Source organism: Streptomyces sp. NPDC020489, assembly GCF_044386545.1.
Lineage (GTDB): Bacteria > Actinomycetota > Actinomycetes > Streptomycetales > Streptomycetaceae > Streptomyces.
Map to the genome: position 1 here is coordinate 1 of NZ_JBIRUZ010000009.1, position 15,061 is coordinate 15,061.

Below are 15,061 nucleotides of genomic sequence, written 5' to 3' on the forward strand. Positions count from 1 at the left end.
AGCGTGAGGGAAACGCCCGGTTACATTTCGAACCCGGAAGCTAAGCCTCACAGCGCCGATGGTACTGCAGGGGGGACCCTGTGGGAGAGTAGGACGCCGCCGAACAATCTTTGGAAGGACCCCTGGTCCCAGCGTTCAGCTGGGACCAGGGGTCCTTTTGTTTTTACAATGCTTGTGTACCGAAGACAGGAGTCACCCATGTCCACCAACTCTCCCGACGACCGACCGGAGCGCGACCAGCGGCGACGGGACAGTGGTGACCGCAACGACCGCGGTGACCGGGGCGGATACCGCGGCGGCGACCGTGGCGACCGCGGTGGCTTCCGTCGCGACAACGACCGCGGCAATGACCGCGGCAACGATCGTGGTGGTGACCGGGGCGGCTACGTTCGCCGCGACGACAACCGCGCCGGCGGCGGCGGTGGCTACGGCCGCCGTGACGACCGTCGGAGCGATGACCGCCGTGACAACGACCGCGGGGACCGTGGTGGCTTCCGCCGGGACGACAACCGCGGTGGTGACAGCCGTGGCGGCGACAACCGTGGTGGCGGTGGCTACGGCCGACGCGACGACCGCCGCGATGACCGGCGTGAAGGGGACCGCGGGCCGCGCCCTGCCTTCCGTCGCGACGACCGCCCCAGCGGACCTCGCCGTGACGACCGTCCCACCGGACCCCGCCGCGACGACCGTGACCGTGGCTTCCGCCGTGACGGTGACCGACCTGCCTTCCGTCGTGACGACCGCCCCAGTGGTCCGCGTCGGGACGACGACCGTGGCCCCCGCCCGGCCTTCCGCCGGGACGACAACCGCGCCGGTGGCGGCGGTGGCTACGGCCGCCGTGACGACCGCCGGAGCGATGACCGCCGTGACAACGACCGCGGGGACCGTGGTGGCTTCCGCCGGGACGACAATCGCGGTGGTGGCGGCGGTGGGTACCAGCGTCGCGACGACAACCGTGGCGGTGGCTACGAGCGTCGTGACGACAACCGCACCGGCGGTGGCTACGAGCGTCGCGACAGCGGTGGCTTCGGCCGGCGTGACGACCGCGACCGTGGCGGCTTCCGGGGCGATGACCGCGACCGCGGCTTCCGGCGGGACGACCGAGGTGACCGCCGTGACAACGACCGCGGGGACCGTGGTGGCTTCCGGCGCGACGACAACCGCGGTGGTGGCGGCGGTGGGTACCAGCGTCGCGACGACAACCGCACCAGTGGCGGCTACGAGCGTCGTGATGACAACCGCACCGGCGGCGGCTACGAGCGCCGCGACGACCGTCCCAGTGGTCCGCGTCGGGACGACGACCGTGGCCCCCGCCCGGCCTTCCGCCGGGACGACAGCCGCGGTGACCGTGGTGGTGACCGCGGCGGCGACCGCGGTGGCTTCCGTGGCCGTGACGACCGAGGCGGCAGCCGTGGGCCCCGTCGCGACGACCGAGGTGGCCGTCCCGGAGGGTTCCGTGGCCGCGACGACCGGCGTGACGACAGCCGCGGCGGCTTCGACCGCCGTGACGACCGACGCGGTGACGGCCGTTTCCGTGACGACAGGGACCGCGAGCCGATCAAGCGGCTGCCGATCCCCGAGGACGTCACGGGCGACGAGATCGACAAGGACGTCAAGCAGGAGCTCCAGAGCCTGCCCAAGACGCTCGCCGAGGACGTCGCCAAGAACCTGGTGATGGTCGCCCGGCTCATCGACGAGGACCCCGAGGGCGCGTACGCCTACTCCAAGATCGCTCTGCGGCTGGCGTCGCGCGTCGCCGCCGTACGGGAGGCGGCCGGATTCGCGGCGTACGCGAACCAGAAGTACTCCGAGGCGCTCGCCGAGTTCCGGGCCGCGCGGCGGATGACCGGTGGCGTGGAGCTATGGCCGCTCATGGCCGACTGCGAGCGTGGGCTCGGGCGGCCGGAGAAGGCGCTGGACATGGCCGGGGCGCCCGAGGTGAACAAGCTGGACAAGGCCGGTCAGGTCGAGATGCGGCTCGTCGCGGCCGGTGCCCGGCGTGACATGGGGCAGTTGGAGGCGGCCATCGTCACGCTCCAGAGCCCCGAGCTGGCGTCCAACTCCGTACAGCCGTGGACCGCGCGACTGCGTTACGCGTACGCCGACGCGCTGCTGGCCGCCGGGCGGGAGGGCGAGGCCCGGGAGTGGTTCGCGAAGGCCGTGGAGTCCGACAAGGACGGCAGCACGGACGCCTCGGACCGGCTCGCCGAGATGGACGGTGTCGAGTTCGTCGACGCGCTCGGTGACGAGGAGGGCGACGTCGAGGTCGTGACCGTCTCCGAGGAGGCGGACGAGGGCCAGGGCGAGGATCAGGGCGAAGAAGCGGACAAGGACGACAAGGACTGACGGTCGTCAGTGACGAGGGCGGGATCCCGGTGACGGGGTCCCGCCCTTTTTTCGTACCCGGGTCACAGGTCGAGGGCGCGCAGCACCAGGCCCGATGCCGGCTTCGGGCCGAACGACGTCGACTTGCGGGGCATCGTGACGCCCTGGCGGGCCAGGTCGCGGACGACCTCCTCGCGGACGGGGTGCATGAGGACGGCCGTACCGCCGTCGCGTTCGGCCTTGTGGACCGTGGCGGCGGTGTCGTGGATGTAGGCGATGCGGGCCGGGTCGTCCTCGGGGACGCGCCAGACGTGGTCCAGGAGGGTGGCGTGCAGGACCGTCGCGTCCAGGGTGCGCCAGGCGGCCGGGCGGTCCGTGGGGATCGTCCGGGCGAGGAGGTCCGGGTCGGGGCGGTCCAGGAGGTGGTAGGCGCCGTCCCCGGCGAGGAGGAAGGCGTTGCCCGCGCAGGCCGCGTCGGCGAGGGTGTCCAGGGCCTCGGACAGGGGGACGTCCAGGCGTCGTGTGCGGAACAGGCCCTCCAGTGGCGCGAGGGCCTGGGCCACCGGCAGGCCGTGCAGCAGGCGGTGGATGGCGCGGACGCGGAGGGGATAGCGGGCCGTGTCGACGAGGAGGACCAGGCCGTAGTCCCAGGGGCTCGGTGAGGGGTGCTCCGCGCGGAGGCGGCGGTAGGTCGCCCAGCGGTGGTGGCCGTCGGCGATGAGGGCCTGGTGGCGGGACAGGTCGGACTGGATCGCGGTGAGGTCGGTGGGGTCGGTGATCGACCAGAGGCGGTGGCGGTAGCCGTCCTCGGTGGTGGTGGCGAGGAGCGGCTCCTGTTCGGCCGTACGTTCGATGACTGCTGTGGTGTCGGATGCCGAGCCGTTGCCACGGTAGGTCAGCAGCAGGGGTTCCAGGTTCGCGGAGGTGGCGCGCATGAGGGCCGCCCGGTCGGCGATCACGTGCGGCATGACGTCCTCGTGCGGCAGGACCACGCCCTCGGAGGGGTCCGACAGCCGCAGGGTGCCGATGACGCCGCGCTGGAGCATGCCGTCGCCGGCCCGCTGTTCGTAGACGTAGAGGCAGGGGTCGGGGTCGGCGGTCAGGATGCCCTCGGCGATCCAGTGGCGCAGGGTGTCGGCCGCCTGTCCGTTGCGGGCGTTGGGGGAGGCGGCCTGGGGCAGGATCAGCCGGACGATGTTGTGCGGGTCCGCGGACTGGAGGTGGACGACACCGTCGGGGCGTACGACGACGTCGTACGGCGGGGATGTCACGGCCGCGAGGCTGCCGACCCGGTCGGGGTCGTAGCGAAGGCCGCGGAACGGGGTGAGTTCCAGGCCTCGGGGCGCCGTTGCTTCCGGGTGACCTGCGCTGTTCATCCCGGCATCGTACGTGTGTCGGTGGCGTGAGGGATGATCGGGGGAAAGCCGTCGAGTGAGGAGCGATGCGGAATGAGCCAGAGCGTCAGGACGAGGCCCGAGGGCAGTGGCCGGGTACTGAGCGAGGCGTACGACACCGCGCTGCTCGACCTCGACGGGGTGGTGTACGCGGGCGGCAACGCGATCGTGCACGCCGTCGAGTCGCTGGCGACCGCTCGGAAGGGCGGGATGCATCTCGCGTACGTCACCAACAACGCGCTGCGGACGCCGGATGCGGTGGCCGAGCACCTGACCGAGCTCGGGATACCGGCCGAGGCCGGTGACGTCATCACCTCCGCGCAGGCCGTCGCCCGGCTCATCAGTGAGCAAGTACCGGCGGGGGCGCGGGTGTTGGTGATCGGCGGCGAGGGGCTGCGGGTCGCGTTGCGGGAGCGGGGGCTGGAGCCCGTGGAGTCCGCCGATGACGATCCGGCCGCCGTGGTGCAGGGGTTCGGGGGCCCCGATCTGCCGTGGGGGCGGTTCGCGGAGGCTTCGTACGCCGTCGCGCGCGGGGTGCCGTGGTTCGCGTCCAACACCGACCTGACGATTCCGAGCGGGCGGGGGATCGCGCCGGGCAACGGGGCGGCGGTGGAGGTCGTGCGGATCGCGACCGGTGCCGAGCCGCAGGTCGCGGGCAAGCCGCTGCCTCCGATGCACCGGGAGACGATCCTGCGGACCGGCGCCGAGCGGCCGTTGGTGGTCGGGGACCGGCTGGACACGGACATCGAGGGGGCGTTCAACGGCGAGGTGGACTCGCTGCTGGTGCTGACCGGCGTGACCGACGGCGCCCAGCTGCTGGCCGCGCCCCCGCAGCACCGACCGACGTACGTGGACGCCGACTTGCGAGGCATGCTCACCGGGCAGCCCGAGGTCACCGAGGCGGACGGCGGGTTCCGGTGCGGGGGCTGGACGGCGAGGGCCGGGGCGGACCGGCTCGAACTGGACGGTGACGGGGAGGCGTTGGACGGGTTGCGGGCGCTGTGCGCGGCGGCCTGGACGGCGGCCGGCGAGGGAATGTGCGAGCTGGACGGAGAGAAGGCGCTCGCGCGGCTGGGTCTGTGAGGCGGCCTCCGCGGGGGCCGGCCGTGAACTCACGCGACGGGATCGTGGCTGATCGCAGGGTAGGCTAACCTAACTGCGTGTTGGTCGACAGTCCTCCCGAACAGCGCGCGGAGACCGCCCCCGCGCCCCCGAACCGTCGGGCGATACGTGCCCTTGGGTTGCTCGTGTCCGTCGCGATCCTGGTGCTCGTCGCCTTGGCGAGTATCGCGATCGGGGCGAAAGAGCTGTCCCTGGGTCAGGTGTGGCACGGCCTGTTCGAGGACTCGGGGACGTACGCCGACGTCGTCGTCGACGACCGGGTGTGGCGGACGCTGCTCGGCCTGCTGGCCGGGGCCGCGCTCGGGCTGTCCGGAGCCGTCCTGCAGGCGCTCACCCGTAACCCGCTGGCCGACCCCGGGCTGCTCGGCATCAACGCGGGGGCGTCCGCGGCGGTCGTCACCGCCATGACGTACTTCGGGGTCACGAGCCTGACGGGCTACGTCTGGTTCGCGTTCCTCGGCGCGGCGGCGGTCGGGGCGCTGGTGTGGTTCCTCGGCGGCAGCCGCGGAGCGACCCCGGTACGGCTCGCGCTCGCCGGCACCGCGATCAGCGCCGCGCTCTACGGCTACCTCCAGGCCGTGATGATCACGAACGAGGCCGCGCTCGGCAAGATGCGCTTCTGGACGGTGGGTTCGCTGTCCTCGGCGAGCGAGTCGACCATCCTCCAGGTGCTGCCGTTCCTCGCGGCCGGCACGCTCCTCGCGCTCGCGCTCGCCCGGCCGCTGAACGCCATGGAGATGGGCGACGACACCGCCAAGGCGCTCGGCGCCCACCTCAACCGCACCCGGGCGCTGTCGATGCTCGCCGCCACCGTGCTGTGCGGTGCCGCGACCGCCGCGTGCGGACCGATCGTGTTCGTCGGCCTGATGGTGCCGCACGTCGTGCGCTCCTTCACCGGGCCCGACCTGCGCTGGATCATGCCGTACGCGACCGTCCTGTCGCCCGTGCTGCTGCTCGGCGCCGATGTCGTCGGGCGGATCGTCGCCCGCCCCGCGGAGCTCCAGGTCGGCATCGTCACCGCGATCCTCGGCGGCCCGGTCTTCATCTTTCTCGTACGACGGCGGAGGACCGCGCAGCTGTGAAGACCAACCGAGCCATCAGGACACCGGGGGGCCTCTCGGTCCGTCTCGACGTCCGGGCCCTGATCGTCGTACTCCTGCTGCTGGCCGTGGCGCTCGCCGCGAGCGTGGTGCTGATCGGGACCGGGGACTTCCCCATCCCCGCCGACGACGTCCTCAGGACGCTGCTCGGCAACGGCACCGCGGGCCAGGAGTTCATCGTCAACGAGCTGCGGCTGCCGCGGGTCCTCGTCGGGCTGCTGGTCGGGGCCTCGCTGGGGCTCGGCGGGGCGCTGTTCCAGGCCGTGTCCCGCAACCCGCTGGGCAGTCCCGACATCCTCGGCCTCGGGCAGGGGGCGACGGCCGGGGCGCTGGTGATGATCGTGCTGTTCTCCGGGAGCGCGGCCGAGGTCACCGTCGGGGCGCTGGTGGGCGGCCTGGTGGCCGGGCTCTCCATCTATGTGCTCGCGTGGAAGCAGGGCGTGCACGGCTATCGGCTGGTCCTGGTCGGCATCGGTGTGTCCGCGATCCTCACGGCGGTCAACGGCTATCTGCTCACCGTCTCCGACATCGTCGACGCGGCCCGCGCGATGGTGTGGATGACCGGGTCCCTCTCCGGCCGTGACTGGGAGCAGGTGTGGCCGCTGCTGGGGCTGTGTGCCGTCCTCGTCCCGCTGGTCCTCTGCAACGCGCGCGGGCTGCGGATGATGGAGATGGGCGACGACGTCTCGCACGCCCTCGGGGTGCGGGTCGAGCGGGTGCGGGCGCTGCTCATGGTCGCCGCCGTCCTGCTCACCGCGACCGCGACCGCCGCCGCCGGTCCGGTCAGCTTCGTGGCGCTCACCGCGCCGCAGCTCGCCCGGCGGCTGACCCGCTCGCCCGGCCCCAACCTGCTGCCCTCGCTGTGCATGGGCGCGGCCCTGCTGGTCGGCGCCGACTGGGTCTCGCAGAAGGTCTTCGGCGCCGACCAGATGCCGGTGGGCGTGGTCACCGGTGTGCTCGGCGGGGTCTATCTGCTGTGGCTGCTGGTCACCGAACGGAAGGCGGGCCGGATATGAGTGCCCGCACCCCTCAGGACCCGCGCGGTTCGCAGAACGAGAACATCCCAAGGAGCACCGTGAACCGCCTCTCCGCCGAGAACGTCACCCTCGCCTACGACCAGCGCGTCATCGCCGAGCAGCTGTCGGTGGAGATCCCCGACAACTCCTTCACGGTGATCGTCGGCCCGAACGCGTGCGGCAAGTCCACGCTGCTGCGGGCGCTGTCGCGGATGCTGAGGCCGAACCAGGGGCGGGTCCTGCTCGACGGGCAGGTCATCCAGTCGATGCCCGCGAAGAAGGTCGCGCGGACGCTGGGTCTGCTGCCGCAGTCGTCCATCGCGCCCGACGGGATCACCGTCGCCGACCTGGTGGGCCGCGGCCGCTACCCGCACCAGGGGATCCTGCGCCAGTGGTCGACCGAGGACGAGCGGATCGTCCAGGAGTCGATGGCCCAGACCGGTGTCGCCGAACTCGCGGACCGCTACGTCGATGAGCTGTCCGGCGGTCAGCGCCAGCGCGTGTGGATCGCGATGGCGCTGGCCCAGCAGACGCCGCTGCTGCTGCTCGACGAGCCGACCACCTACCTCGACATCCAGCACCAGATCGACGTCCTCGACCTGTGCGCCGAACTGCACGAGGAGCAGGGGCGCACGCTGGTCGCCGTGCTGCACGACCTCAACCACGCGGCCCGGTACGCCACGCACCTGATCGCCCTCAAGGGCGGCAGCGTGATCGCGGAGGGCACGCCGAACGACATCGTCACGGCCGAGCTGGTCGAGGAGGTCTTCGGACTGCGCTGCCAGGTCATCGACGACCCCGAGACGGGCACGCCGCTGGTGGTGCCGGCGGCGCGCAAGGCACGCGCGCGTGAGGAGGCGCGGGTGGGGGCGGCCGGGGAAGCCTCCTGAGCTACAGGAGTTTCCTGAGGTGGAAGAGGTCGCGCAGACCGGCCTCCAGCTTCACCCGGCCCGAGCCCCAGGCCTTGGCGAAGTTCAGCTCTCCGGCGACCAGGGCCACCAGGTCGTCGCTCGTCATGGTCAGCCGGACCTGGGCCTTGTCCTTCACCGAGCCCTGGACGGTGTCCTGGACGACGATCCGGCCGCCCGTCATCCGGCCCACGAAGGTGATGTCGAGGTCGGTGATCCGGCAGCTGACCGAGCGGTCCAGGGCGGCCGCGGTGGCGGCGTCCCCTTCCGCGCGCTGCATGGTGTGCGAGAGCTTCTCGAGTGCGGCACGGCACTCTTCGATCGTGGCCATCGCGAGCGACGGTACACCGGCCGTTCGGGGTAGCGTCGGGGCATGAGCGAGACAGTGCCGGAGACCGGGACCCCGGCGGACACCGCGGTCGAACCCGAGTACGACCCCGCCGCCCCCGCCCCGCTGGACGTGCCCCGCACCCCCACCGGGAACGCCGAGGTCGACGCCCAGCTGGACCGGCTCGGCGATGCCGACCACCTCGCCACCGACGGACACGTCGAGGTGTACGAGGATGTACACCGGGGGCTGCGTGACGCGCTCACCGCGCTCGACGCCCGCCCGGGACCTCCGGCGCCCCCCTCGATGTACGCCTCTAGGAGCTGAACCGAACGTGGCAGGAGTGGCACGCCGCCGTCTCGACGCCGAGCTGGTCCGTCGGAAGCTGGCGCGCTCGCGCGAGCATGCCAGCCAGCTGATCGCCGCCGGCCGGGTCACCGTCGGCAAGACCGTCGCGACCAAGCCCGCCACCCAGGTGGAGACCGCGGCGGCGATCGTCGTCTCGGACGACGACGGTGACCCCGACTACGTCTCGCGGGGCGGCCACAAGCTCGCCGGCGCGCTGGCCGCGTTCGTGCCGCGGGGACTGGTCGTCGAGGGGCGGCGGGCGCTGGACGCGGGCGCGTCGACCGGTGGGTTCACGGATGTCCTGCTGCGGTCGGGGGCCGCGCACGTGGTCGCCGTCGACGTCGGGTACGGGCAACTCGCGTGGACTCTCCAGAGCGATGAACGCGTCACCGTCAAGGACCGTACGAACGTACGCGAGTTGACGCTTGAAGCGATCGATGGGGAGCCCGTGGATCTTGTAGTGGGGGATCTGTCCTTCATTCCGCTCGGGCTGGTGCTGCCCGCCCTGGTGCGGTGCGTGAAGCCGGACGCCGACCTGGTGATGATGGTGAAGCCGCAGTTCGAGGTGGGGAAGGAACGGCTGGGCAGCGGGGGTGTCGTACGCAGCCCGCAGCTGCGGGCGGAAGCCGTGCGCGGTGTGGCCGAGAAGGCGGCGGAACTGGGGCTCGGGGTGAACGGGGTCACGGCAAGTCCGCTGCCCGGGCCCTCGGGCAATGTCGAATACTTCCTGTGGCTGCGTGCCGGGGCGCCCGCCCTGGACCCGGCCGACGTTGACCGTGCGGTGGCGGAGGGGCCTCGTTGACACAGAACCGAGCTCGTACTGTTTTCCTGCTCGCCCACACCGGTCGGCCTGCGGCCATCCGCAGTGCCGAGCTGGTCGTGAAGGGGCTGCTGCGTGAGGGCATCGGCGTGCGGGTGCTGGCGTACGAGGCCGCCGATCTGCCGCTGCCGGAGGAGGTGCAGCTGGTCAAGGAGGCGACTCCGCAGTGCCTGGACGGGTGCGAGCTGCTGATCGTGCTCGGCGGGGACGGGACGCTGCTGCGCGGCGCCGAGTTCGCCCGGGCCTCCGGGGTGCCGATGCTGGGCGTCAACCTCGGACGCGTCGGATTCCTCGCCGAGGCCGAGCGGGACGACCTCGACAAGGTCGTCGACCGGGTCGTGACCAAGTCGTACGAGGTCGAGGAGCGCATGACCGTTGACGTGGTGGTCCACAGCAACGGCGACATCGTGCACACCGACTGGGCGCTGAACGAGGCGGCGGTGCAGAAGGCCGGCGCGGAGAAGCTGCTGGAAGTGGTGCTGGAGATCGACGGGCGGCCGGTCACCGGGTTCGGCTGCGACGGCATCGTGCTGTCCACGCCGACCGGGTCCACCGCCTATGCCTTCTCCGCCGGTGGGCCCGTGGTGTGGCCCGAGGTCGAGGCGCTGCTGATGGTGCCGATCTCCGCGCACGCGCTGTTCGCGAAGCCGCTGGTGACCTCGCCGGACTCGGTGCTCGCCGTGGAGGTCCTGCCGCACATTCCGCCGGGGGTGCTGTGGTGTGACGGACGGCGGACCGTGGAGCTGCCCGCCGGGGCGAGGGTCGAGGTGCGGCGGGGGGCCGTGCCGGTGCGGCTGGCCCGGCTGCATCACGCGTCCTTCACCGACCGGCTGGTGGCGAAGTTCGCGCTGCCGGTGTCCGGGTGGCGAGGGGCGCCGCACTAGGGCTCGGGTGTTCGAGGTGCGCCGACGGGTACGGGTGGATCGTGGTCGCCGGCGCCCCTTCGGGCTGCTTCCCTCGCCCGGGTGACAGGGTGCCTCGCACTTGTCCCGCCCTACCTCGTAAGGTCTTCACCGTGCTGGAAGAGATGCGGATACGGTCCCTCGGAGTCATCGATGACGCCGTCGTCGAGCTGTCGCCCGGGTTCACCGCTGTCACGGGTGAGACGGGCGCGGGCAAGACCATGGTGGTCACCAGCCTGGGGCTGCTGCTCGGTGGGCGGGCGGACGCGGCGCTCGTGCGGATCGGGGCCGAGAAGGCGGTCGTGGAGGGGCGGATCAGCGTCCCCGCGGGCGCCTCGGCGATCGTGCGGGCCGAGGAGGCCGGGGCCGAGCTCGACGACGGGGCGCTGCTCATCAGCCGTACCGTTTCGGCCGAGGGGCGGTCCCGGGCGCATCTGGGCGGGCGCAGTGTGCCGGTCGGGCTGCTCGCCGAACTGGCCGACGAGCTGGTGGCCGTGCACGGCCAGACCGACCAGCAGGGCCTGCTGAAGCTGTCCCGGCAGCGGCAGGCGCTCGACCGGTACGCCGGGGACGCCGTCGCCGTGCCGCTGGCCAAGTACACCGAGGCCTACCGGCGGCTGCGGGCCGTCTCCGCCGAGCTCGACGAGATCACCACACGCGCGCGTGAACGGGCCCAGGAGGCCGACATGCTGCGCTACGGCCTCGACGAGATCGCCGGCGTCGATCCGCGCCCGGGCGAGGACGTCGAGCTCGCGGAGGAGGCCGAGCGGCTCGGGCACGCGGAAGCGCTGTCCTCCGCCGCCACGGCCGGACACGCGGCCCTCGCCGGCAACCCCGAGGACCCGGAGGGCATCGACGCCGCCACGCTCGTCGCGGGCGCGCAGCGGGCCCTGGACGCCGTACGGGCGCACGACCCGGCGCTGGCCGCGCTCGCCGACCGGATCGGGGAGATCGGGATCCTGCTGGGCGATGTGGCGGGGGAGCTGGCGGGCTACGCCGACGATCTCGACGCGGACCCCTTGCGGCTGGCGGCCGTCGAGGAGCGCCGGGCGGCACTGACCGCGCTCACCCGGAAGTACGGCGAGGACGTCGCCGCCGTGCTGGCCTGGGCCGAGCAGGGGGCCGCGCGGCTGACCGAGCTGGACGGCGACGACGAACGGATCGACGAGCTGACCGCCGAACGGGACGCACTGCGGACCGAACTGGGCGGGCTGGCGCAGGCGTTGACCGACGCCCGCGCGGAGGCCGCCTCGCGGTTCGCCGCCGCGGTCACCGCCGAGTTGGCCTCGCTCGCGATGCCGCACGCGCGCGTGTCCTTCGACATCCGGCAGAGCGAGGACGCGGAGGGCGTCGAGGTCGGCGGCCGGACCGTGGCGTACGGGCCGTCCGGGGTCGACGAGGTCGAACTGCTGCTCGCCCCCCACCCTGGCGCCCCGCCGCGGCCCATCGCCAAGGGGGCCTCCGGTGGTGAGCTCTCGCGCGTGATGCTGGCTGTCGAGGTGGTGTTCGCGGGGACCGACCCCGTGCCCACCTACCTCTTCGACGAGGTCGACGCCGGTGTCGGTGGCAAGGCGGCGGTCGAGATCGGGCGGCGGCTCGCGAAGCTGGCGAAGTCGGCGCAGGTCGTGGTCGTCACGCATCTGCCGCAGGTGGCCGCCTTCGCCGACCGGCAGCTGCTGGTCGAGAAGACCAACGACGGGTCCGTCACCCGCTCCGGGGTGAAGGTCCTCGAAGGCGAGGAGCGGGTACGGGAGTTGTCCCGGATGCTCGCCGGCCAGGAGGACTCCGAGACGGCCCGCGCACACGCGGAGGAACTGCTGGAGGCGGCTCGGGCGGACGCGTAGGGGGCGTCGAGGCGGGGGCCCGGGGCGCGGTGCCTGGCGGGGGTGGCCTGAGCGGCGGCCCCCGGCGGCGGCCCCTGGTGGCGGCCCCGGTGGCGGCCTCAGTCGGTGGCCGGGGAGTGGTGGCCTGAGGGGGCGACCTACCGCGGCGGCCCCAGTCGCGGCCCAGGGACGGTCGTCTGAGGGGGCGGCCTAGGGTGACGGGATGATCAGCCGTACCACTGCCCGCCGCAACTGCACCGTCGGTCTTCTCGCCCGCCCCGTCTCGCTCGCCCTCGCCGCCGCCCTCACCCGTACCGCCGTCGGCGCCCTCCGCGCCGCGGCCCCCGGCGGGTCCGCCCGGTGGGAGCGGGAGAACTACGCCGGGCGCAGCGTCGAGCTGTACTCCGGGCCCGCCACGGCGACCGTCGCCGCGCTCGCCGCCACCCGTGTCCACCCGGCCGCCGGGCTCGCGGTGGCCGCCGCGGGTGCCTGCGGGGCGTACGACGACGTCGTCGGCGTCCGTGATCCCCGTCGGGGCTTCCGCGCGCACCTCGGTGCTCTCCGGGACGGTGAGGTCACCAGCGGGGCGGTCAAGCTGTTCGGGGTCTCCGCCGCCGCGCTCGTCGCCGGGGCGTTCCTCAAGGAGCGGTTCCTCGACCGGGTGCTGGCCGGGGTCGTCATCGCCGGGGCCGCGCACTTCGTCAACCTGGTGGATGTACGGCCGGGGCGCGGGGCCGGTTCGGTCGTCGGGCTCGGGGTGCCGGGGGTGCTGCGTGAGGGGGCCGGGGGCGAGTTGGCCGCCGCGGTCGTGGGCGCCGCCGCTGCCGTGCTGCCGGACGACCTCGGCGAGCGCGGGATGATCGGCGACACGGGGGCGCACGCGCTGGGTGCGGCCCTGGGGGTCGCCGTGGTCGTGGGCAACGGACGGGCGGGTCTGGTCGCGCATGCCGCCGGGGTCGTCGCCGCGGCGGTGTACGGGGACCAGGTGAGCGCGATCGCCCGCGCGGTGCCGCTCGGGGGCGGAACCAGAGCCGGGGCGGGCGCCGGGCTCGCCGCCACCCGCCCCGCATGACCCCGTTCGCTCCCGGCACGCCCCGTTTCTCACCCATGTGGGTGACCCGCCCCGTCTCCTCCCAGAACCCCCACACCCCCGGCGTTCCCGGAACACCCGTACGTCCTGGCATCCTTGGCCCAGACAGCAGTAAGCGTAGGAAGCGCGCGGTCCACCCCTCCGCTCGGAACCTTCTGTACGTTTCCTCGTGACCGCCCGACGCCGAACCAGGAGCCCCGGCCACGTGACCCCCGTGAGCAGCCACGCATCGCACGGCCAGGCGCCGCTGCGCACCGTTCAGGTGCTCGGCGGCGGCAATGCCCGCAGCGGCGCGCATGTGCGGTCCCTGGCCTCCGGGCTCGCCGCGAGGGGCGTACGGGTCACCGTGTGCGCCCCCGCCGAGGCCGATCGCGCCTACGACTTCAGCGGGGCCGGCGCCGAACACGTGCACGTGCCGCGCAGCAGTGACCCGGGGTCCGTCGCCGCGCTGCGGGCGGCCTGCGCGGACGCCGACCTCGTGCACGCGCACGGGCTGCACGCCTCGTTCCGCGCGGTGCTGGCGCTCAGCGGTCGGCGGACGCCGCTCGTGGTCACCTGGCACGACCGGGCGCACGCCGAGGGCGCGCGCGCCCATCTGGTGCGGCTGCTCGAACGGCGGGTGGTGAAGGCCGCCTCCGTTGTCCTCGGGGCCAGTTCGGCGCTGGTCGACCGGGCGCGGGCCACGGGGGCACGGGACGCGCGGCTCGCCGCCGTCGCCCTGCCGGGGGCGCGTGGCGCGGTGCGGCTGGAGGACCCCGACCGGCTGCGGCCCAAGGTGCGGGCCGAACTCGGCGCCACCGGCCGCCCGTTGCTGATGGCGGTCGGCTCCCTCGACAGCCACCGGGGCTACGACACGCTGCTGACCGCCTCGCGCGCATGGCGGGACCTCGACCCCGTGCCGCTCGTCGTGATCGCGGGGGAGGGGCCGCTGCGCGCGCAGTTGCAGCACCGGATCGAGGAGGAAGGGCTGCCGGTCCGGCTCCTCGGTCGGCGCGACGACGTCGGCGAGCTGCTCGCGGCCGCCGATCTCGCGCTCGTGCCGAGCAGTTGGGAGGCCCGGTCCGTCCTCGCCCAGGAAGCCCTCCACGCGCGCGTGCCGCTCGTCGCGACCGACGTCGGCGGCACGCCGGAGCTGGTGGGCGACGCGGCCGAACTCGTGCCGTACGGCGACGCGACGGCACTCGGCGAGACCGTCGTACGGCTGCTCGCCGATCCCGAGCGGTGCGAAGAACTGCGCGAGCGGGGCGTAAGGCAGGCGGCGACCTGGCCGACCGAGGACGAGACCGTCGCCCAAGTCCTCAGCGTCTACGACGAGTTGACCCAGCCCCGACCGCTCCCCTGACCTACGGCCGAGGCGGGTGCGGTCCGGGGTCCACACGCGTGCGAGCCGCGGCTGGGCGCCAGGTACCACCCGGGCCAACATGCGCTGCCGCGCGGCTGGGCCAGGTGTCGGCGGGCCTGTGGCGCCGAGCCCTGCGGTCAGCGCGCGTGCGCTCCGCGGCCGAGGCAGGTGCGCCCCGCGGGCAACGCGCGCGCCCTGAGGCTGGGCCACGTGGCGGCGGTCCCGTGGCGCCAAGCCTCCCGGGCCAACTCCCGCGCCCCGGGGGCAAGGCAGGTGCGCCCCGCTGTCGACGCGTGCGCCCCGCGTCTGGGTCACGTGTCGCCGGTCCCGTGGCGCCAAGCCCCCCGAGTCAACGCCCGCGCCCCGCGGGCAAGGCAGCTGCGCCCCGGAGGCAACGCGCGCGCCCCGCGTCTGGGCCACGTGCCGCCGGGCCCGCAGCGCCAAGCCTCCCGGGCCAACTCCCGCGCCCCGGGGGCAAGGCAGCTGCGCCCCGCTGTCGACGCGTGCGCCCTGTGGCTGAGTCACGTGTCGCCGGGCCCCCAG

At 73.5% G+C, this 15,061-nt stretch carries 13 protein-coding genes, 1 rRNA gene and 1 pseudogene; 13 read left to right on the forward strand and 2 right to left on the reverse strand.

The window, feature by feature from the left end:
- From rrf to ACH41F_RS24025, 3 genes and pseudogenes are all read left to right on the forward strand, one after another.
- Positions 1–105, forward strand: a 5S ribosomal RNA gene (gene rrf / locus ACH41F_RS24015); the annotation flags it as partial.
- Positions 106–198: 93 nt separating this feature from the next.
- Positions 199–1,551 (forward strand): annotated as a pseudogene (locus tag ACH41F_RS24020) (hypothetical protein); the annotation flags it as partial.
- 15 nt (positions 1,552–1,566) lie between these two features.
- The gene (locus ACH41F_RS24025) at positions 1,567–2,346 is read left to right on the forward strand and encodes a hypothetical protein (protein ID WP_398837705.1); all 780 of its coding nucleotides are present in this window, start codon (positions 1,567–1,569) and stop codon (positions 2,344–2,346) included.
- Positions 2,347–2,408: 62 nt separating this feature from the next.
- Here the strand turns inward: ACH41F_RS24025 and ACH41F_RS24030 are convergent, their stop codons facing one another.
- On the reverse strand, positions 2,409–3,701 hold the full coding sequence (locus tag ACH41F_RS24030; RefSeq protein ID WP_398837454.1) for a DUF1015 family protein: 1,293 nt from the start codon (positions 3,699–3,701) through the stop codon (positions 2,409–2,411).
- 72 nt (positions 3,702–3,773) lie between these two features.
- Here ACH41F_RS24030 and ACH41F_RS24035 point away from each other — a divergent pair, with 72 nt between their 5' ends.
- From ACH41F_RS24035 to ACH41F_RS24050, 4 genes are all read left to right on the forward strand, one after another.
- Entirely contained in the window at positions 3,774–4,802 is a 1,029-nt protein-coding gene (locus tag ACH41F_RS24035; protein ID WP_398837455.1) for an HAD hydrolase-like protein, read from the forward strand.
- A gap of 77 nt (positions 4,803–4,879) precedes the next feature.
- A complete protein-coding gene (locus tag ACH41F_RS24040; RefSeq protein ID WP_398837457.1) occupies positions 4,880–5,923 on the forward strand; it encodes a FecCD family ABC transporter permease in 1,044 nt (347 codons plus the stop codon).
- The gene (locus ACH41F_RS24045) at positions 5,920–6,957 is read left to right on the forward strand and encodes an iron chelate uptake ABC transporter family permease subunit (RefSeq protein ID WP_391240678.1); all 1,038 of its coding nucleotides are present in this window, start codon (positions 5,920–5,922) and stop codon (positions 6,955–6,957) included. Before ACH41F_RS24040 ends, ACH41F_RS24045 begins: the two co-directional genes overlap by 4 nt.
- Entirely contained in the window at positions 6,954–7,847 is an 894-nt protein-coding gene (locus tag ACH41F_RS24050) for an ABC transporter ATP-binding protein (RefSeq protein ID WP_398837458.1), read from the forward strand. The genes ACH41F_RS24045 and ACH41F_RS24050 overlap by 4 nt, the downstream gene beginning before the upstream one ends.
- Position 7,848: 1 nt before the next feature.
- Here ACH41F_RS24050 and ACH41F_RS24055 read toward each other — a convergent pair whose 3' ends face one another.
- Positions 7,849–8,196, reverse strand: coding sequence for an SCP2 sterol-binding domain-containing protein (locus ACH41F_RS24055; RefSeq protein ID WP_398837460.1), 348 nt, complete (start codon positions 8,194–8,196; stop codon positions 7,849–7,851).
- Positions 8,197–8,238: 42 nt separating this feature from the next.
- Here ACH41F_RS24055 and ACH41F_RS24060 point away from each other — a divergent pair, with 42 nt between their 5' ends.
- The 6 genes from ACH41F_RS24060 to ACH41F_RS24085 all read left to right on the forward strand — a co-directional run bounded on the left by ACH41F_RS24060 (position 8,239) and on the right by ACH41F_RS24085 (position 14,518).
- Complete coding sequence (locus tag ACH41F_RS24060) at positions 8,239–8,520, forward strand: hypothetical protein (protein ID WP_398837461.1); 282 nt, start codon at positions 8,239–8,241, stop codon at positions 8,518–8,520.
- A gap of 7 nt (positions 8,521–8,527) precedes the next feature.
- Positions 8,528–9,343 (forward strand): TlyA family rRNA (cytidine-2'-O)-methyltransferase, encoded by an 816-nt coding sequence (locus tag ACH41F_RS24065; RefSeq protein WP_391240666.1) that lies wholly within the window; start codon positions 8,528–8,530, stop codon positions 9,341–9,343.
- Positions 9,340–10,245, forward strand: coding sequence for an NAD kinase (locus ACH41F_RS24070; RefSeq protein WP_391240663.1), 906 nt, complete (start codon positions 9,340–9,342; stop codon positions 10,243–10,245). The genes ACH41F_RS24065 and ACH41F_RS24070 overlap by 4 nt, the downstream gene beginning before the upstream one ends.
- A 143-nt stretch (positions 10,246–10,388) precedes the next feature.
- A complete protein-coding gene (recN, locus tag ACH41F_RS24075; protein ID WP_391240710.1) occupies positions 10,389–12,107 on the forward strand; it encodes a DNA repair protein RecN in 1,719 nt (572 codons plus the stop codon).
- Between the two features lie 202 nt (positions 12,108–12,309).
- On the forward strand, positions 12,310–13,158 hold the full coding sequence (locus ACH41F_RS24080) for a hypothetical protein (RefSeq protein WP_398837463.1): 849 nt from the start codon (positions 12,310–12,312) through the stop codon (positions 13,156–13,158).
- 223 nt (positions 13,159–13,381) lie between these two features.
- A complete protein-coding gene (locus tag ACH41F_RS24085; RefSeq protein WP_391240656.1) occupies positions 13,382–14,518 on the forward strand; it encodes a glycosyltransferase in 1,137 nt (378 codons plus the stop codon).
- Positions 14,519–15,061 lie beyond the last annotated feature (543 nt).